The 16,845-nt window shown below is 43.7% G+C and carries 14 protein-coding genes; 9 read left to right on the top strand and 5 right to left on the bottom strand.

The annotated features are described in order from the left end of the window. The first annotated feature begins 86 nt into the window (after positions 1-86). From DWZ38_RS01900 to DWZ38_RS01890, 3 genes are read left to right on the top strand one after another with little or no spacing between them, the layout of a single operon-like run. A complete protein-coding gene (locus DWZ38_RS01900; RefSeq protein WP_021925084.1) occupies positions 87-1,604 on the top strand; it encodes a sugar ABC transporter ATP-binding protein in 1,518 nt (505 codons plus the stop codon). Next, on the top strand, positions 1,604-2,665 hold the full coding sequence (locus DWZ38_RS01895; RefSeq protein ID WP_021925083.1) for an ABC transporter permease: 1,062 nt from the start codon (positions 1,604-1,606) through the stop codon (positions 2,663-2,665). Before DWZ38_RS01900 ends, DWZ38_RS01895 begins: the two co-directional genes overlap by 1 nt. Then, on the top strand, positions 2,662-3,681 hold the full coding sequence (locus DWZ38_RS01890) for a sugar ABC transporter permease YjfF (protein WP_117849541.1): 1,020 nt from the start codon (positions 2,662-2,664) through the stop codon (positions 3,679-3,681). Before DWZ38_RS01895 ends, DWZ38_RS01890 begins: the two co-directional genes overlap by 4 nt. Positions 3,682-3,786: 105 nt before the next feature. Here the strand turns inward: DWZ38_RS01890 and DWZ38_RS01885 are convergent, their stop codons facing one another. Next, positions 3,787-4,338, bottom strand: a complete 552-nt coding sequence (locus tag DWZ38_RS01885) for a prolyl-tRNA synthetase associated domain-containing protein (RefSeq protein ID WP_021925081.1) — start codon at positions 4,336-4,338, stop codon at positions 3,787-3,789. Between the two features lie 245 nt (positions 4,339-4,583). On the opposite strand from DWZ38_RS01885, the gene DWZ38_RS01880 reads away from it, so the two are divergent. From DWZ38_RS01880 to DWZ38_RS01870, 3 genes are all read left to right on the top strand, one after another. Further along, positions 4,584-5,144, top strand: coding sequence for a TetR-like C-terminal domain-containing protein (locus tag DWZ38_RS01880; RefSeq protein ID WP_021925080.1), 561 nt, complete (start codon positions 4,584-4,586; stop codon positions 5,142-5,144). Positions 5,145-5,300: 156 nt separating this feature from the next. Then, the gene (locus DWZ38_RS01875) at positions 5,301-7,268 is read left to right on the top strand and encodes an oleate hydratase (RefSeq protein WP_117849537.1); all 1,968 of its coding nucleotides are present in this window, start codon (positions 5,301-5,303) and stop codon (positions 7,266-7,268) included. Positions 7,269-7,541: 273 nt separating this feature from the next. Next, on the top strand, positions 7,542-7,685 hold the full coding sequence (locus tag DWZ38_RS01870; protein ID WP_243000115.1) for an ATP-binding protein: 144 nt from the start codon (positions 7,542-7,544) through the stop codon (positions 7,683-7,685). Positions 7,686-7,799: 114 nt separating this feature from the next. Here the strand turns inward: DWZ38_RS01870 and DWZ38_RS01865 are convergent, their stop codons facing one another. From DWZ38_RS01865 to DWZ38_RS01855, 3 genes are all read right to left on the bottom strand, one after another. Then, a complete protein-coding gene (locus DWZ38_RS01865; protein ID WP_117849536.1) occupies positions 7,800-11,228 on the bottom strand; it encodes a glycoside hydrolase family 3 protein in 3,429 nt (1,142 codons plus the stop codon). A gap of 134 nt (positions 11,229-11,362) precedes the next feature. Further along, positions 11,363-12,529 (bottom strand): HAMP domain-containing sensor histidine kinase, encoded by a 1,167-nt coding sequence (locus DWZ38_RS01860; RefSeq protein WP_243000114.1) that lies wholly within the window; start codon positions 12,527-12,529, stop codon positions 11,363-11,365. Further along, on the bottom strand, positions 12,526-13,200 hold the full coding sequence (locus tag DWZ38_RS01855) for a response regulator transcription factor (RefSeq protein ID WP_117849535.1): 675 nt from the start codon (positions 13,198-13,200) through the stop codon (positions 12,526-12,528). Before DWZ38_RS01855 ends, DWZ38_RS01860 begins: the two co-directional genes overlap by 4 nt. Before the next feature lie 176 nt (positions 13,201-13,376). Here DWZ38_RS01855 and DWZ38_RS01850 point away from each other — a divergent pair, with 176 nt between their 5' ends. From DWZ38_RS01850 to DWZ38_RS01840, 3 genes are read left to right on the top strand one after another with little or no spacing between them, the layout of a single operon-like run. Beyond that, on the top strand, positions 13,377-14,618 hold the full coding sequence (locus tag DWZ38_RS01850; RefSeq protein WP_117849534.1) for a TlpA disulfide reductase family protein: 1,242 nt from the start codon (positions 13,377-13,379) through the stop codon (positions 14,616-14,618). An 18-nt stretch (positions 14,619-14,636) separates the two neighbouring features. Beyond that, positions 14,637-14,786, top strand: coding sequence for a CD1871A family CXXC motif-containing protein (locus DWZ38_RS01845; protein ID WP_117849533.1), 150 nt, complete (start codon positions 14,637-14,639; stop codon positions 14,784-14,786). A gap of 4 nt (positions 14,787-14,790) precedes the next feature. Continuing rightward, entirely contained in the window at positions 14,791-15,633 is an 843-nt protein-coding gene (locus DWZ38_RS01840) for a 4Fe-4S binding protein (protein ID WP_021925574.1), read from the top strand. Between the two features lie 127 nt (positions 15,634-15,760). Here DWZ38_RS01840 and DWZ38_RS01835 read toward each other — a convergent pair whose 3' ends face one another. Then, positions 15,761-16,717, bottom strand: coding sequence for an L-lactate dehydrogenase (locus DWZ38_RS01835; protein WP_117849532.1), 957 nt, complete (start codon positions 16,715-16,717; stop codon positions 15,761-15,763). Positions 16,718-16,845 lie beyond the last annotated feature (128 nt).

Genomic DNA, 16,845 nt, shown 5'->3' with positions numbered 1-16,845 from the left:
ATCATTGAACAGGACTGTGGCGCAGTCCTGCTGGCAAATGAGGAGAATGAAAAAATGTTGCTCGTAACGGGAAGGGAGGAATCGCGTTGGAGGCAGGAGTAGTATTGAAAATGCAGGGAATCTGCATGACATTCCCAGGTGTAAAAGCACTGGAAGGCGTGGACCTTACATTGAAAAAAGGTGAAATCCGTGCGCTGATGGGAGAGAATGGCGCGGGTAAATCCACACTGATCAAATGCCTGACTGGCGTAAATAAATTTGAAGCCGGAGAAATCTATCTGGAAGGATTTGATCATCCCATTGTAAATAAAGATACCATGGATGCCCAGAAAAAGGGTATCTCCACTGTATATCAGGAAGTAAACCTCTGTCCGAATCTTTCAGTGGCAGAGAACCTGTACATAGGCCGTGAGCCTTTAACAAAGCTTGGCACGGTCAACCGAAAGGCCATGAACCGTCAGGCAGCAGCACTGATGAAGCAGCTGGAGCTTGACATTGATGTAACACGTAATCTTGAAGAATATTCACTGGCATTGCAGCAGATGATCGCAATTGCCCGTGCTGTAGATATGGATTGTAAAGTGCTGATCCTGGATGAGCCCACTTCTTCACTGGATGACCGTGAAGTAGAAAAGCTTTTTACCATGATGCGCAGACTGAAGGAAAAGGGTGTTGGAATCATATTCGTTACCCATTTCCTGGAGCAGGTATATGCGGTATGTGACGGAATCACAGTTCTTCGAAATGGTAAGCTGGTAGGAGAATATGACATTGCAGACCTGCCGAGAGTAAAGCTGGTAGCAGCTATGATGGGAAAAGATTTCGATGATCTGGCATCCATCAAACCGGAGACTACTGGAGATAAGAGAAAAGAGCCGATGGTTATTGAAGCCCGCGGATTAAGCCACGCTGGTACCATCAAACCGTTTGATCTTGATATTCACAAAGGAGAGGTTATCGGACTGACCGGACTTCTTGGAAGCGGACGAAGCGAGCTGGCCCGTGCCATTTACGGAGCTGACCGTGCACAGACCGGAACCCTGAAGGTAAAAGGCCAGGAAGTAAAAGTAAAGAATCCAATTGATGCTATGCATCTTGGAATGGGACTTCTCCCTGATGACCGTAAAGCAGAAGGCATTATTGCAGACCTTTCTGTAAGAGAAAATATCATTCTTGCCGTACAGGCAAAACAGGGCATTTTGAAAAAGATTCCTATGGCAAAGCAGTGTGAGATCGCAGACAAGTATATTGATCTTCTCCAGATCAAATGTGCAAGCCGTGAGACTCTGATCAAGCAGCTTTCCGGTGGAAACCAGCAGAAGGTTATCCTGGCAAGATGGCTTGCCACAAATCCAGATTTCCTGATTCTGGATGAGCCTACACGAGGTATTGATATCGGTACCAAAACAGAGATCCAGAAGCTGGTTCTGAAGCTGGCAGATGAAGGTAAGAGCCTGATCTTCATTTCTTCTGAGATTGAGGAAATGCTTCGTACCTGCAACCGTATGGCGGTTCTTCGAGACGGCCAGAAGGTTGGAGAGATTGATGAGCAGGATATGAACCAGATGAACGTAATGAAAGCAATTGCAGGAGGTGACAAGTGATGAGCAGCATAAAAAAATTAACGCAGAAACGCCTGTTCCTTCCGATTTTCAGTATGATCCTGGTTATGCTGATCAACGTAGTATATGATATTGCAACAGGCAGTGCACCCCTTGGATTCTTTATGATTTCCATTAAAAACGGTGTGCTTTACGGACGTCTCATTGACATCCTGAACCGTGGAAGTGAAATTGCAATTCTGGCAATCGGTATGACTTTGGTTGTATCAGCTTCCGGCGGTACTGATATTTCCGTTGGTTCTGTTATGAGTCTTTACGCAGGTGTCTGCTGTATGATCCTTGCAGGATATGGAAATGTAAATGTTCAGCAGTATGCACATCCGCTGCTGGTTGGTATCGGGGCAGGTCTTCTGGTAACTTTGATCTGCGGTATGTTCAACGGCTTCCTGGTTGCGTATATGAATATCCAGCCTATGGTTGCCACACTGATCCTATGGTCGGCAGGCCGTGCGGTAGGACTTCTTCTTTGCAACAGCCAGATCGTTTATGTACGTGTACCATCTTTCCAGAAGCTCGGCGGTTACTGCGGAATTATCCCCACACCGATTATTGTTGCTGCAGTTTGTGTGGCAATTGCATCTATTGTACTTCGGTACACTGCACTTGGAACTTATATCCAGAGTGTTGGTATTAACAAAAAAGCTTCCCGTATCGCAGGCTTTAATTCCTCAAAGATCATCCTGATGTGCTATGCGATCTGCGGTCTTTGTGCAGGCCTTGCAGGTATGGTTGCAACCTCCAGAATTTATTCCGCTGATACCAATAACATCGGTCTGAACATGGAGCTGGATGCTATCCTTTCCGTAGCACTTGGCGGAAACAGCCTTGGCGGCGGTAAATTTTCCCTGGCAGGTTCCATTATCGGAGCTTACACCATTCAGGCGATTACCACAACCCTGTATGCACTTGGTGTTTCCTCTGCACAGGCGCCGGTATTTAAGGCAATCGTTGTTATTATCATCGTAGTTATTCAGGCTGAGCCAGCCAAAGCATTCTTTAAAAAGCTGACAAAGAAATCCGGAAAGGAGGCAGCTCGGGCATGAAAAAGAAAAAGATAAACAGCAATAACCTGTTGCTGCTGATTACCATTGTATTGTTCTTTGTAATGTATGCTGCAGGATGTATCGTATATGCGGACAAAGGTTTTACCCGCTTCCAGACATTCCTGAATATCCTGATCAACAATGCAGGTCTGATCTGTATTACAGCAGGTATGACATGTGTTATGCTGACTGGAGGAATCGATATTTCCGTAGGTTCCCTGGTTGCCATGGACTGTATGATCCTTGCAGTTGGAATTGAGCAGTGGGGCTGGTCCAGCCCGGTGCTGATGCTTCTGATCCTTGCAATCGGTATTGTGTTTGGTATTGTTCAGGGCTTCTGTATTTCCTATCTGGAGATTCAGCCGTTTATCGTAACCATGGCAGGTATGTTCTTTGCACGAGGCATGACAGCTGTGATCTGTAAAGAGCAGGTTAGTATTGTTTCTGACAAGATCTTTACTACACTTTCCAGCTTCAAGATTTCTCTTCCATTTGGAGGATATCTGAACAAGAAAGGCATTATGCAGTATCCCTATCTTCGTGTAACAGTGGTTGTGGCGCTGATCGTAGTACTCGCTATTTATCTGATGCTGAAATATACACGTTTCGGACGCAGTATTTACGCAGTGGGCGGAAACCAGCAGTCAGCAACTTTGATGGGACTTGATGTTAAGAAAACACAGATGAAAGCTTACATACTTTCCAGCTTCCTGACTTCTATCGGAGGTATCTGCTACTGTCTGAACACAATGGCTGGTACAACCACACAGGCAACCGGACTGGAAATGGATGCCATTTCCTCCGCAGTTATCGGCGGTACCCTTCTTACCGGTGGTGTGGGAAATGTGCTTGGATCTCTGTTCGGAGTATTGATCAACGGTACTATTTCTACATTAGTTAAGACCAATGGTAAGCTGATCAGCTCCTGGTCAAACATTGTAACAGCGATTCTGCTTTGCTTCTTTATTGTGCTTCAGAGTGTGTTTGCACTGGTGAAGGAGAGAAAGAGTAAATAAGGATTAGAAGTGCGGCATGAGGCTGCATGGAAAATAAAAGAACTGCTGGACATCCCGGAATTTAATTTCCATGGATGTCCAGCAGTTCTTTTATTGGGAAAAAAATTATTCTTCCTGTCCCAGCTTCACAAAGATCGGTTCGTGCTCCATTGCCGGGATAATTTTTTCCATCATATCTTTCATGTCAATTTTCAGGCTGGAGGTGTTGATGCAGGGATGGCAGCCGATATAAGGCTCTTTCAGGAGATCCTCGTCAATAAGCAGCTGAACGTGATGCTCCTTGTCATTCATCAGACCGAGGACGCTTACAGAGCCAGGGGTGATGTCCAGGTATTTTTCCATATAAGTCTCATTTCCAAAGGAAAGTCTGGCTACGCCAAGCTGAGAGGAAACTTCCTTGGTTTTGAATTTTTTGTCTCCGGGAAGAAGGAGAAGGTAGAAGTTGGTCTCCTGGCGATTGCAGAGGAACAGGTTCTTGCAGATGACAGCGTCCAGGATTTTGTCTACATCTTTGCAGGCTTCGATGGTCATGAGAGCTTCGTGGTCGACTCTCTGATACGGTATATTCAGGGAATCCAGAAAATCATATACGCGTATTTCTTTTTCAAGCCTTCCGGTGGTATCGGAAGGACGTCCGGTTTCAAGGGTTAATTCCATAGTGATTGTGCTCCTTTTATGATAGCTGCGGCGCATAGGTGCGCTGAACAGCTGAATTTTTTGGCTGGGTTTGGGGTTATTGTAGCATGGTGCAGTTTTACTGTAAAGAAGGAGATTGGTTTGCATGATTCTTAAACTTTTCTAAATTCTTTGAAGAGTTTACCGGGAAGCAGATTATTTATGGTAAGATAGGGATATGCAACTGAAAGGAATGATTACAGAATAATCAGGAGGAGCATATCTGAATGAACAATATTACAAAGAATGCACTGGAAGAATCTTTGAAGAAATTTCTGCTGCAGAAGCCGCTGGATAAGATTACCATCAGTGACCTGACAACAGATTGCGGCATTAGCCGGATGGCGTTTTATTATCACTTTAAGGATATTTATGATCTGGTAGAGTGGGCATGCATCGAGGACGCCTCCCGGGCTTTGCAGGGGAAAAAGACCTATGACACCTGGCAGGAGGGGCTTCTTCAGATTTTTGAGGCAGTGCTGGAAAATAAGCCGTTTATTTTAAATGTATACAGGTCCGTCAGCAGAGAGAGGGTGGAGAATTATCTGTATGCCCTTACCTATGAATTGATCGAGGGCGTAGTAGAAGAACAGAGTGAGAATCTTATGGTCACAGAAGAGCAGAAGAAATTTATTGCAAACTTCTATAAATACAGCTTCGTAGGTGTCATGCTGGACTGGATCAAACGTGGAATGAAAGAATCCCCGGAAGAAATGGCAGGTTTGATTACTGTGACGATGCACGGAAATGTGGGGAATTCTTTGCGGAATATGGAGAAAAATAAATAACATACTTTACAAAATCAGGCGGATGATAAGTTTTTTGTCATCTGCCTTGTTTTGTAAATTGAGGAAAATTTATTTTCGACGTAGAATACACTCAGAAACAGGAAATACTAAGAAATAGAAAATTATAAATAGTCTGAATGAAAGGTGGTAATTTTTATGTCAAAGAAGAAACATTCCGTATTAGGTATGGCAGCACTTGCCGCAGCTGGTGCAGGAGTAGCAGTTCTGGCAAATAAGAGCCGTGAGGAGAAACAGATCACAGAAGCACACGTAGACCCGAATTACCGCAATACAGAGCGCGGCAAAAACGAGAAAAACAGCAAGGGCATTTATTATACAAACGGTAATTACGAAGCATTTGCCCGCCCGGAGAAACCGGAAGGCGTAGATGACAAGCATGCATATCTGGTAGGAAGCGGACTTGCTTCCCTGGCAGCAGCTTGTTTCCTGGTAAGAGACGCACAGATGCCGGGAGACCACATTCATATTCTGGAGGCAATGGACATTGCAGGCGGTGCATGTGACGGTATCTTCGATCCAATGAGAGGCTACGTAATGAGAGGCGGACGTGAGATGGAGAACCATTTCGAGTGCCTCTGGGATCTGTTCCACAGCATTCCGTCTCTGGAGAAACCAGGCGCATCTGTACTGGATGAGTATTACTGGCTGAACAAGCATGATCCGAACTACTCTCTTTGCCGTGCAACTGTAAATCAGGGAAAAGATGCTCATACAGACGGCAAATTCAACCTGAGCCAGAAGGGCTGCATGGAGATCATGAAGCTGTTCTTTACAAAGGATGAGGATCTTTATGACAAGACCATCGAAGATGTATTCGATGATGAGGTACTGAATTCTACATTCTGGTTATACTGGAGAACCATGTTCGCATTCGAGAACTGGCACAGCGCACTTGAGATGAAGCTTTATATCCAGAGATTCATTCACCACATTGGCGGACTTCCGGATTTCAGTGCTCTGAAATTCACTAAATACAATCAGTATGAATCTCTGATTCTTCCAATGCAGAAATATCTGGAGGCAGCAGGTGTTGATTTCCAGTTCAACACAGAGGTTACCAATGTACTTTTCGATATCCACGATGGAAAGAAAGTGGCAACAGCCATTGAGTGCAAAGTAAAAGGTGTTGAGAAGGGAATCCTTCTTACTGAAAATGACTATGTATTTGTTACCAACGGAAGCTGTACAGAGGGAACTATCTACGGTGACCAGAACCATGCTCCAAACGGAGATGCTGAGGTTCGTACAAGCGGTTGCTGGAGCCTTTGGAAAAATATTGCAAAACAGGATCCGTCCTTTGGACATCCGGAGAAATTCTGCTCTGACATTGCAAAGACAAACTGGGAGTCTGCAACTGTTACTACACTGGATGACAAGATCATTCCTTATATTACAGATATTTGTAAGAGAGATCCAAAGAGCGGAAATGTTGTTACCGGCGGAATTGTAAGCTGCCAGGATTCCAGCTGGCTGTTAAGCTGGACTATCAACCGTCAGGGTCAGTTCAAGGATCAGGATAAAGATAAAGTCTGCGTTTGGGTATATGGTCTTTTCACAGATGTACCTGGCGACTATGTAAAGAAACCGATGAAGGAGTGCACCGGTAAAGAGATTACAGAAGAGTGGCTGTATCACATGGGTGTGCCGACCAATCAGATTGAGGATCTGGCTGAGAACAGCGCGGTTTGCGTACCGACCATGATGCCATATATCACAGCATTCTTCATGCCAAGAGCAAAAGGCGACAGACCGGACGTTATCCCGGATGGCTGTGTGAACTTCGCATTCCTTGGACAGTTCGCTGAGACTCCAAGAGACACTATTTTCACAACTGAGTATTCTGTACGTACTGCTATGGAGGCTGTATACGGACTTATGGGTGTTGACCGTGGTGTTCCGGAAGTTTGGGGCAGTGTTTACGATGTACGTGAACTTCTTGATGCCAGTGTTAAACTGATGGATGGCAGATCACCACTTGAAATTGAACTTCCTGGACCGCTGAATCTGGTAAAGAAACCTCTGCTGAAAGCAATTAAGGGCACCTTAGTCGAGAAGGTACTGAGAGACCATGATGTGATTAAGGATTATATGCTGGAGAAATAAGCGGTGGTGAAAATTTTATAGTAACATATGGAAGGATGTCAAGTGAAGCCCCTGGCTGCGGGAAATAATCTGCCGTGATAAAGTAAGTCAAGCGGATATTCCAGGTCCGCTTCGCTACTTGCTCATAGCAGAACAATTGCTTCGTAGTTTATCAGGAGGAGCACAAACAATAATTGAAATCAATCAAAAAAACAATCGTAAAAAAATACGATTGTTTTTTTGCGCGTTTTTGCATATAATAATAGAAATATAATTGAAAAGGAGCTGAATCGTATGAAGGAAACACGAACAATAGAGTTTAAAGAAAATGTTACAAACACTTTTTTGAAAACTGTTAGCGCCTTTTCAAATTACGATGGCGGTATGATATTTTTTGGCGTTGACGAGTATGGGGCAAAAAGGCATTATAATGGTTGAGGGCAGAGGCAGAGGTACGAAATATATTATAAGATAAGCATGTCTTTACACCGGGGAGAGCCTTGCCGCAGAAGCATTATAGCTTTTGCAGCAAGGCTTTTTTAGACATTTATTTTAATTTCCCTGAACCGTGTAAATCTGTGTATCTGCATTCTTAAATACCAGATAAACATCATGTGTTCCGGAAACTTCGGAAGTCAGCTCAGCTTCCACATTTGTATAACCAAGCTCATGCACTTCATAATCTTCAACTGCATCCACCGTATAAGTATTCACATCAGTCGCACCAAAGTTAAATTCTGCAACCTTTTCGCCATCTGGAGAATCCAGGTGAACTTCGATTCCGGTTTCGCCTTCGCCATCGTAAGCAACAGAAGCAGTCAGTTTGGTAATGCCGTCTAGAATTACGCCATTCAAGGCTGTCCATGCGCCTTCGTTTCTTGCCATAACAGTTGAATATCCGCCAACCAGCACATCATTTTTCAGGTTTTCAGCGGTGTGAGCTTTGGAATACTCGTTATAGGTCAGATTAGAAGCAGCAAAGCTCTTGTCATATACGCAAACTGGTTCACTGATATCAAGACCATCAAAATCAGATCCTGTGATTTCAGCCTGTGCAGTTGCTTTTACATCCTGGCTGGAAGCACCTGCTTCGAAAGTATAAGTTCCAGCTTCAATTTCATATTCATCGGTGTTGCTGTTCCACAGTGCCATATCTTCACCAGAAACCTTTAAGGTCACTTCCTTTGTCTCTCCGGTATCAAGCTCAATTTTTTCAAAAGCAACCAGACGTTTCTTAGGAGCATAATTTTCATAGGTAGAATCCGGATTGGAAGCGTAAAGCTCAACGATCTCTGCCCCAGCCTTGTCACCCGTATTTGTTACGGAAACGGTAGCTGTAAAATTGCCGTCAGTGTCTTGTTCTCCGATGCTCAGTTCGCCGTATTCATAAGTAGTATAGCTCAGTCCATAACCAAAATCATAAGTAACAGGTGCGTTTGTATACTGGTAAGTAAGTCCGGTCGCTGCTGCGTCTGCCTGGGTAATATCAACTGTATATCTTGGGGCAATGCCGTTCAGATCAGTAGTGTTGTTGGTTCCGTCTGGAATGCTGTAATCATCCAGAAGTGGGAATGCAGACATATCTGCGTACCAGGTGGAGGTCAGTTTTCCAGTAGGAGTTACATCACCATAAAGAACCTGTCCAGTTGCATATCCGTCATATTGTCCGGCATATGGAGCGTATACAATTGCTGCAACATTTTCATTATTTTGAATTTCTTCTGCAATTACAGGGAAAACGCTGTTGATCACAACAATTGTTTTGCCAGGATAAGCAGCAGAAATATTGTCAATCAGTTCGTACTGGTCTTTTCCAAGGTAAAGATCACTTCGATCGCTTCCCTCGCCAGCACTATGACGGGTAGGAGCACCTACGACAACTACTGCATAGTCAGCACCTGCATTTACCGTTACACTTCCTGTTTCCTGAACGGTTTCTACGGTAAACTGGTTTTGTGTTTCGGCTGCAAGGGTGGTCTGGCCGTCTTTGTCCACGATTTGGTCAGTATATCCTACAGTGCCATCTTCTGCAGTTGTGAGAAGACGGGTGTTTTTATAATAAGTGCTCTCTGCGCCGAAGAAGGATTCACTGTAGCAGTTGAGAAGAATATTTGAAGAACCGTCATCATTTGTGGCAATGCTGATTCTAGATGGAAGAGTTGCAGTGTAAGAAGTTGCAGAAAGTCCGGTGTCAGCAACGTTCAGTTCTTCTGTTCCCACTACTCCAAATTCAATATTTCCGTCTCTGTCTTCAGAGAATTTCAGCCATAGTCCGTTATTAGAATTGTTATCTACACATTTATAGCTGTAGCCGTTGCCCTGTCCCCAGGAATATGCCTCGAATTTGGATGCCTCATCGGCAGTGTCCGCAGAAGCGGTAAGTATTCCGTTTTTGTCAGCCACCACATATTTTCCATTCTGGGAAGCTTTCAGCACAATAATATTGCCGTCGGAAGTCATTGTAATAGTATCTTCTCCTGCAACGGCCATCATACCGCGGCCGATTGAAAGACCTGCATTTTCCAGATCTGGGGTCCGTCCAACCGCATAAGTGGTTTTGAAACGTGCATCCGATATCGGTCCGGCAACTGCAACATTTGCGTCCTTGGCAAGTGGAAGAATATTGTTGTCATTTTTCAGAAGGACAATACTTTCCTGAGCAGCCTGAAGTGCAACTGCCTGGTGCTCATTATTTGTGTAGTCATATGCGGTGTCACTTGCGCCCATAGATTCTGAAATGAATGGATAGTTGACAGGATAACCGTTTTCGTCGCGTTCGTTAAATATGCCATTTCGAATCAGCGGAATCACCTGTGCCCGGGCTGTTTTTTTAATATCGCCAAGAGAAAGACCGGAGGTGCCGTTTTCCAGCTCTGCCATAACTGCGTCCTGATTTTCTGTGTTTGGCTCTTTCAGAGTGGACTGGTCGTTGGCTGCGCCCTGTCCGGTGCGCGCCATAAGCATAAGGGAAAGGGCATCAGAGTAAGTTGGAACATAGGAATTGTCATATCCATTTCCCATGCTGTTTTCAGAGTAAAGCTGCCAGTCAGAGGAGTAGTCAGTTACTACATAATTTCCACCGTCCTCACCCCAAGGGGCAAAACTCTGAATCCACTGTACCAGTGGAGAAAGGCTGTTAGGAATACCGGCAGTACGTCCGTAGCTTGTCATAAAACCGCTGACGGAACCGTCAGAAATACCTTTTTTGATATTTTTTGCCTGCTGTTCCATAACACTTCTCAGACTGTTTGCAATGTTGGCAGAACGTCTGAACTGTTGTCCGGCATAGTCGGTGTAATGCTTTGTGGTTACAATACATTTTGTCCAGAAGCCATCCTCATTTTCTTCCTCTTCAATTCCGGAAGCACCTGTCGCCATTGCATCAACCATTTCCGAAACGAGGGTTCCGTCTTCACCAAAACCTTCATCGTAGCGTCCGCTTAACGGATTTACACGAAGATCCTGCATTGCAGTACAGGTGACCGCATTAAAGTTACTGATGGTATCCAGAAAATCACAGGTGTTCAGGTTTTCAGTTCCAATTACTTTACCTACTTTTTTAACAAGTTCCTTGTTCCAGGTCTGACCGAGTGCAATGATTGCCGGGAAATCTGTAGAAACACCTTGCACATGATCGCCGAATAGTTCTGAACCTGGAATGATATTTCCGGCATGTTCGCCAAAGCGCAGCTGGTAATCGCCACGGTAGCCAAGGGCGTAGCGAACCATTCCTTCAGTTCCGATGTAATCCATCAGCACATCCAGATATGCATCCAGGTGGGCCGGGATACCATCAAACAGTGGAAGTCCTTTGTAGATGGAGTCCTCACCAGCTGTTTTAAATTCAATCTTTTCAGCAGATTCCTGTGCAGAATTGTCTGATGCATAGATTGCAAGAGGTGCATTGATAGTTGACATAACCATGGTTGTAGCTACTACAGAAGAAGCAAATTTGCGGCATTTTTTTAACTTTTTTTTCATTTTTATATCCTTTCGTGCTGAGAGTTGGTGAAATGGTCTGCCTGTTTTTCAAACATGCTCTAAGTATCTGCTTCAGTTTTTTTGTCTGAAATAGTTAACATAAAAATTACCTCTAAACTTTAATAAAAAAAGTTTCAGGAATTATCCACAGGCAGCATAAGCACTATCGTGCTCCCTGCGCTGCTGCTTTCCAGTACCTTCACGGTTCCCCGGTGCTCTTTAGCGATAGAGTCAACCAGTGCCAGCCCCAGTCCGGCACCGCCCATGGCTCGGCTGCGAGATTTGTCTACACGGAAAAAAGGATCAAAGATTTTTTTCTGATTTTCAGGTGAAATGCCGATGCCGGTGTCCGTTACCAGAACCATAGCCTGTCCGTTTTCCTGTTTGACAGAAACTGAGACAGAACCATGGGGGCGATTATATTTAATGGCATTTTCCACCAGATTGTAGACAGCACGATAAAGAAGTACATAGCTGCCGGTAACATCGGTATGCAAATCCTGATTGGAACTGTCATTAAAATGGATAGAAATTCCTGCTTTTTCTGCAATTGGATCCAGGTCGCAGAAAACCTCATCTACAAGCTCTTCCAGTGAAACCTGATCGGTTCGTGGAACAGATTTCAGGTTCGTCATGTCAAGAAGGGTTCCGACTAGCTGGGAAAGCCTTGCGGTCTGTTCTTTGATCATAGTGAAAAGCTGTCTGTACTCAATCATTTCCGGTTTCTGTTTTTTCTCAAAAACTTCCAGGTTGGTCTGCAATACTGCAAGAGGTGTCCGCAGCTCATGAGCTGCATTTGCAGAAAACTGCTTTTGTGTACTAAAGGCATTGTCCAGCCTGGTCAGCATTTCATTGAAAGAGCTGGTCAGCTGTGCAATTTCATCCTTTGAATTTGGAACTGGAAGCTGGGTGGAAAGGTTCTGAGCCTGAATCTGACTGACTTCGCTGGTTAGCTTCTGCAGTGGTGTAAGGGCCTTTTTCGTAAGAAAATAAGTACACACACTGGAAAGAAGAATAATGATCGTGGTGGCAATAACACTTCGAAGAAGAAAAGACTCTTTGGTTTCCTGGATTTCCTGCTCAAACTGAGGAAAAAGAGCTTTGGGATCTACATTAAAGGTAATAGGTGAATCTCCATCCTGTGGGTCTACCTTGATCATGTAGTTCTGCAATCCATCCATTCCCGATACGGCAGAATGGCTGATGAAGAAGTACATAAGAACACAGGAAACAATCATCAGTAAGGACAGCAATAAAGTAAGCTTCAGCTGAAGCGAGGTGTGGAAATGTTTTTTCGTCATCTGTATTCCTCCAATATATAGCCCTGGCCGATTTTATTCTGAATAGGGTCAAATCCAATTGCTGCCTTTAGTTTTTTTCTAAGAGATGAAATGTGCACTCGGATGGAATTACTAAAGGTATTTACGCTTCCGTCCCAAATATGTTCAATCATTTCTTCCGGTGAAATGATCCGGTTCTGATGGAGCAGGAAATATTCCAGAAGGCTGCTTTCTTTCCTGGTAAGGGAAAGCGGCACTCCATTTACAGAAGCTTCTCTTGTTCTGGTATCAAAGGTGAGCTGATTCCATTTCAGGCATACATCCTCCTGAACAAATTTCCGTCGGGTAAGGCTTCGGATTCTGGCTTCCAGCTCCTGAAAGTGAAATGGCTTGGTAAGATAGTCATTTGCTCCCAGATCCAGACCGTTTACTTTATCTTCAATCTGATCCCGGGCGGACAGGATTAGAACCGGGGTATTGGTATTGTGTTCCCGGAACTGGCGGAGAATTTCCAGACCGTCCGTGCCGGGAAGATTCAGATCCAGCAGGATCAGGTCATAATTTTCTGTCATACACAGGCAAAGCCCTTCGTCTCCATCGAAACAGATATCTGTTTCATAACCGTCTATGCGAAGTCCCTCTGCAACAGAACGGCAGAGCTGCTCTTCGTCTTCTATAATTAAAATGTGCATATTGTCTCCTTCCATAATGTAATTTTGTGTAAATAAGATACGAGTGCTAAAAGACATTCTGATACTCATTTTATATTATCATATTTTGAAAAAAATAAAAATCTTAACACAGATTTTATAGGAAAGATGTTAAAATACGTTCAGATAAATAAAAAACGCTGAAAGGAAAATTAAAAATGATGAATAAAAAAAGACTTATGGCAATTCTGGCAGCAGGAGTTCTGACAGCAACATCTTTCAATCCGGTTATGATCAAGGCTGAAAGCGTATCAGCAGAAGAAGCTGGTATGGCAGTACCGGCAGATGCAGCCGGAGCTGCCGTTTCCGCAGACAAAGCTGGAGCAGCTGTATCAGCAGATGAAGCAGGCGTAGTGGTAGCTGGTGATAGCTCTGAGACAGCTGTTTTCTCCGAAGATGGCACACCTGTGAAAAAAACAGTAAAAGCAGCAGATATTAATATGAATGTTCAGGATTCCTATGATTTCCCATTCCTTGGATTAAAGGCAGTCCTTCCGGAAGAATTGAAGAAACAGATGGAAACTTCTGATATGCTTATGGTCACAGAGGAAGAATGGAATGATGACATGACTGGCTTTAAGTATGCCTTTTTCCACTGGAATAAGCTTACTGAGGAGCAGAAGAACGAAGATGTAAATCTCCTTGGAACCGGTTATGATGACTGGCTTAAGAGCATCGAAAGAGTTGGTACACTTGGAGTTTACAGCAAGGATGTGATCGATGATCTGGATTCCATCACTGGCTGCAACGAGCACAAAGAGCTGGGAACCAGCGAGGATGGAAATTACAAGTATTATCTGAGCATTAATAAAAATGCAGAGTCTGATTTGACAGACGAGATTGAAAAAATTGAAACTACAATCACAGAAATGACAGCATTTGATCCAAGCAAATCCGTATTTGATATGCCGGCAGAAAATGCAAATCCAGATGCAGAAAATGTAGGTGCATTTGAGACAACTGATATTGACGGAAATGCCTATACAGAAAAAGTATTCAGCGACTATGATCTGACTCTTGTAAACTGCTTTACAACCTGGTGTTCTCCATGCGTAAATGAAATGCCAGACCTTGACAAGCTTTATCAGGAAATGAAAGAGAAGGGCGTGGGTGTAGTAGGAATGGTTATTGATTCTGTAGGCGAGGACGGAACTACAGATGAAGATACTGTGAAAAAGGCTCAGATTCTCAAGGAAAAAACAGGAGTTACCTATCCGCTTCTGATTCCGGATGCAGGAAATATGAACGGACGTATCAGCGGTCTCAGCAGTTTCCCGGAATCCTTCTTTGTAGATAAAGATGGAAATATTGTAGGAGAACCGATTATGGGCAGCAAAAGTCTGGAAGACTGGAAGGCAGCTGTAGAGAAGCAGCTTGAGGAAATTAAGGCAGGCAAATAATCAAAAATGGAGTAACCTATGAAAAAATTAGTAGATTCAAAGTGGTCAGGCATTGCTCTTGCAGCGGCAGGCATTCTGATGATGATTTATGGGATCAGCCGCGGAGAGATGGCGGTTGTCTTTACAAAGGCTGTAAATATTTGTATGGAGTGTATCGGAATTGGATAAAAAAATGAATATAAAAAACTGGCCCAGACATACCATACAGGCACTTTGGGCACTGCTTACAAATTCACATATATCCGGATTTGTAACTGGAAAAATATACACAGGAAAGCTGAAAAATGCCTGTGTTCCGGGACTGAACTGCTACTCATGTCCCGGAGCAGCAGGAGCCTGTCCAATTGGTTCCTTACAGGCTGTGGTTGGAAGCTGGAACTTTAAATTTGCCTATTATGTAATCGGATTTCTGATTTTCGTAGGCGCGATCCTGGGAAGACTGGTGTGTGGTTTTCTCTGTCCATTTGGTCTGATCCAGGACCTGCTGAATAAGATTCCTTTTCCAAAGAAAATCCGTACTTTTAAATGGGACAAAGTACTTCGAAAACTGAAATATGTGATTTTCCTGGTATTCGTAATTTTGCTCCCACTATTCCTTACAGATATAATGGGACAGGGAGCTCCTTATTTCTGTAAACTGATCTGTCCGGCCGGAACGTTGGAGGGCGGACTTCCGCTGGTGCTTTTGAATAAAGCGATGCGCGGTGCCATTGGCTGGCTGTACATATGGAAAAATACGATTTTGATCGTAACGATTATTTTGTCCATTATTATTTACAGACCTTTCTGTAAATATATTTGTCCCCTTGGAGCTTTTTATTCCATATTTAATAAGGTATCCATTTACAGATACAGTGTAGATATGGATAAATGTATCCGCTGTGGAAAATGTGCAAAAGCCTGTCAGATGGAAGTCAACCCTGTGGAAAACCCTAACAGCCCGGAGTGTATCCGCTGCGGAAGATGTAAACAGGCCTGTCCGGTACATGCCATTGCGAGTGGGTGCAAGAGATAACAGGAATGCTTCTACCATTTTTATAGGGATTAACTTTAGGTATGTTTTATAAGAAAAAAAGCTTACTGCAATTTAGACATGGAAAAATGTATGTTTAAGTTGTAGTAAGCTTTTATTGTTTATGGTGTCAGGAAATACTCTCGATTACATTACGAAGATACTCGTAGCAGATCTTAAGATTTTTCTCACCTTCTTTATCCAGCGGAATCTGCAGTGTGCGTTCCACACCGTTTCTGGAAATAACGCATGGAAGGCTCATTGCGATTCCCTCTAATCCATATTCTCCCGTAAGAACAACGGAAGCAGGTACAACTGCACGTTCATTTCGCATAATAGCTCCTACAAGACGGCAGACGCTGAGGGCGATGCCAGAGCTTGTGTAGCCTTTTAGCTCTACAATATCCAAACCGCTGACCTTCACCTCATGAAGCAGCTTCTCACGGTCAATTGGCTTTTTTAGGCCAAACTGTTTCTGAAAATCATGAAAAGGAATTCCAACAATATTAACTGCATTCCATGGAATAAAACTGGTCCCACCGTGTTCCCCCAGAACGAAGCCGGTGACATTTTTGGCATCTACACCACACAAGTCGGCAAGCATTTTATTAAAGCGGGCAGTGTCCAGGAGAGTACCGGTACCAATCAGAAGATTTCGAGGATAGTTGAATTCCGTCTGTGCAATATAGGTAAGAATGTCCATAGGATTTGAAACATTAATAATAATAGCAGACCGGGTGTAAGCAGTGATCTGTGTCATGATTTCTTTCATCACCTGCACATTGGTCTGCAGCAACACCATACGGTCACGGGAGTTGCCAGGCTGAATGCTGGGACCTGCAGTGTTGATAATAATTTGGGCGTCCTTACAGTCTTCGTAGGTACCCACGCGGATGTTTGCATTGGCACTGTATGCAAAGGCAGTGGTGTGGCTGGCATCCAGTACGACCCCTAATGCTTTTTTTTCATTTCTGTTTATGACAACAATCTCATCTGCAAGATTCATTCGCAGAAGAGAGTCCAGAATTGCAGATCCCACATGACCTGCACCAATCAGAACAATTTTTCCATAACTTATATTTTCCATGATAGTAGTCTCCTTTGAAAGAATGTTTACGGCTCATGATTTGATTAGTAACCGCTTTAATGTATTAACTTGCGAATAGAATAGCACTTGTGTGTGGTAGAAACAAGTGTATTTTAGATTGCACTGTA

The sequence above is a fragment of the Ruminococcus sp. AF31-8BH genome (genome assembly GCF_003460605.1).
In the GTDB taxonomy this organism is placed as follows: Bacteria; Bacillota; Clostridia; order Lachnospirales; family Lachnospiraceae; genus Blautia_A; species Blautia_A acetigignens.
Note: the sequence above shows the minus strand (reverse complement) of the source record. Positions and strands in the feature narration are given on the sequence as shown.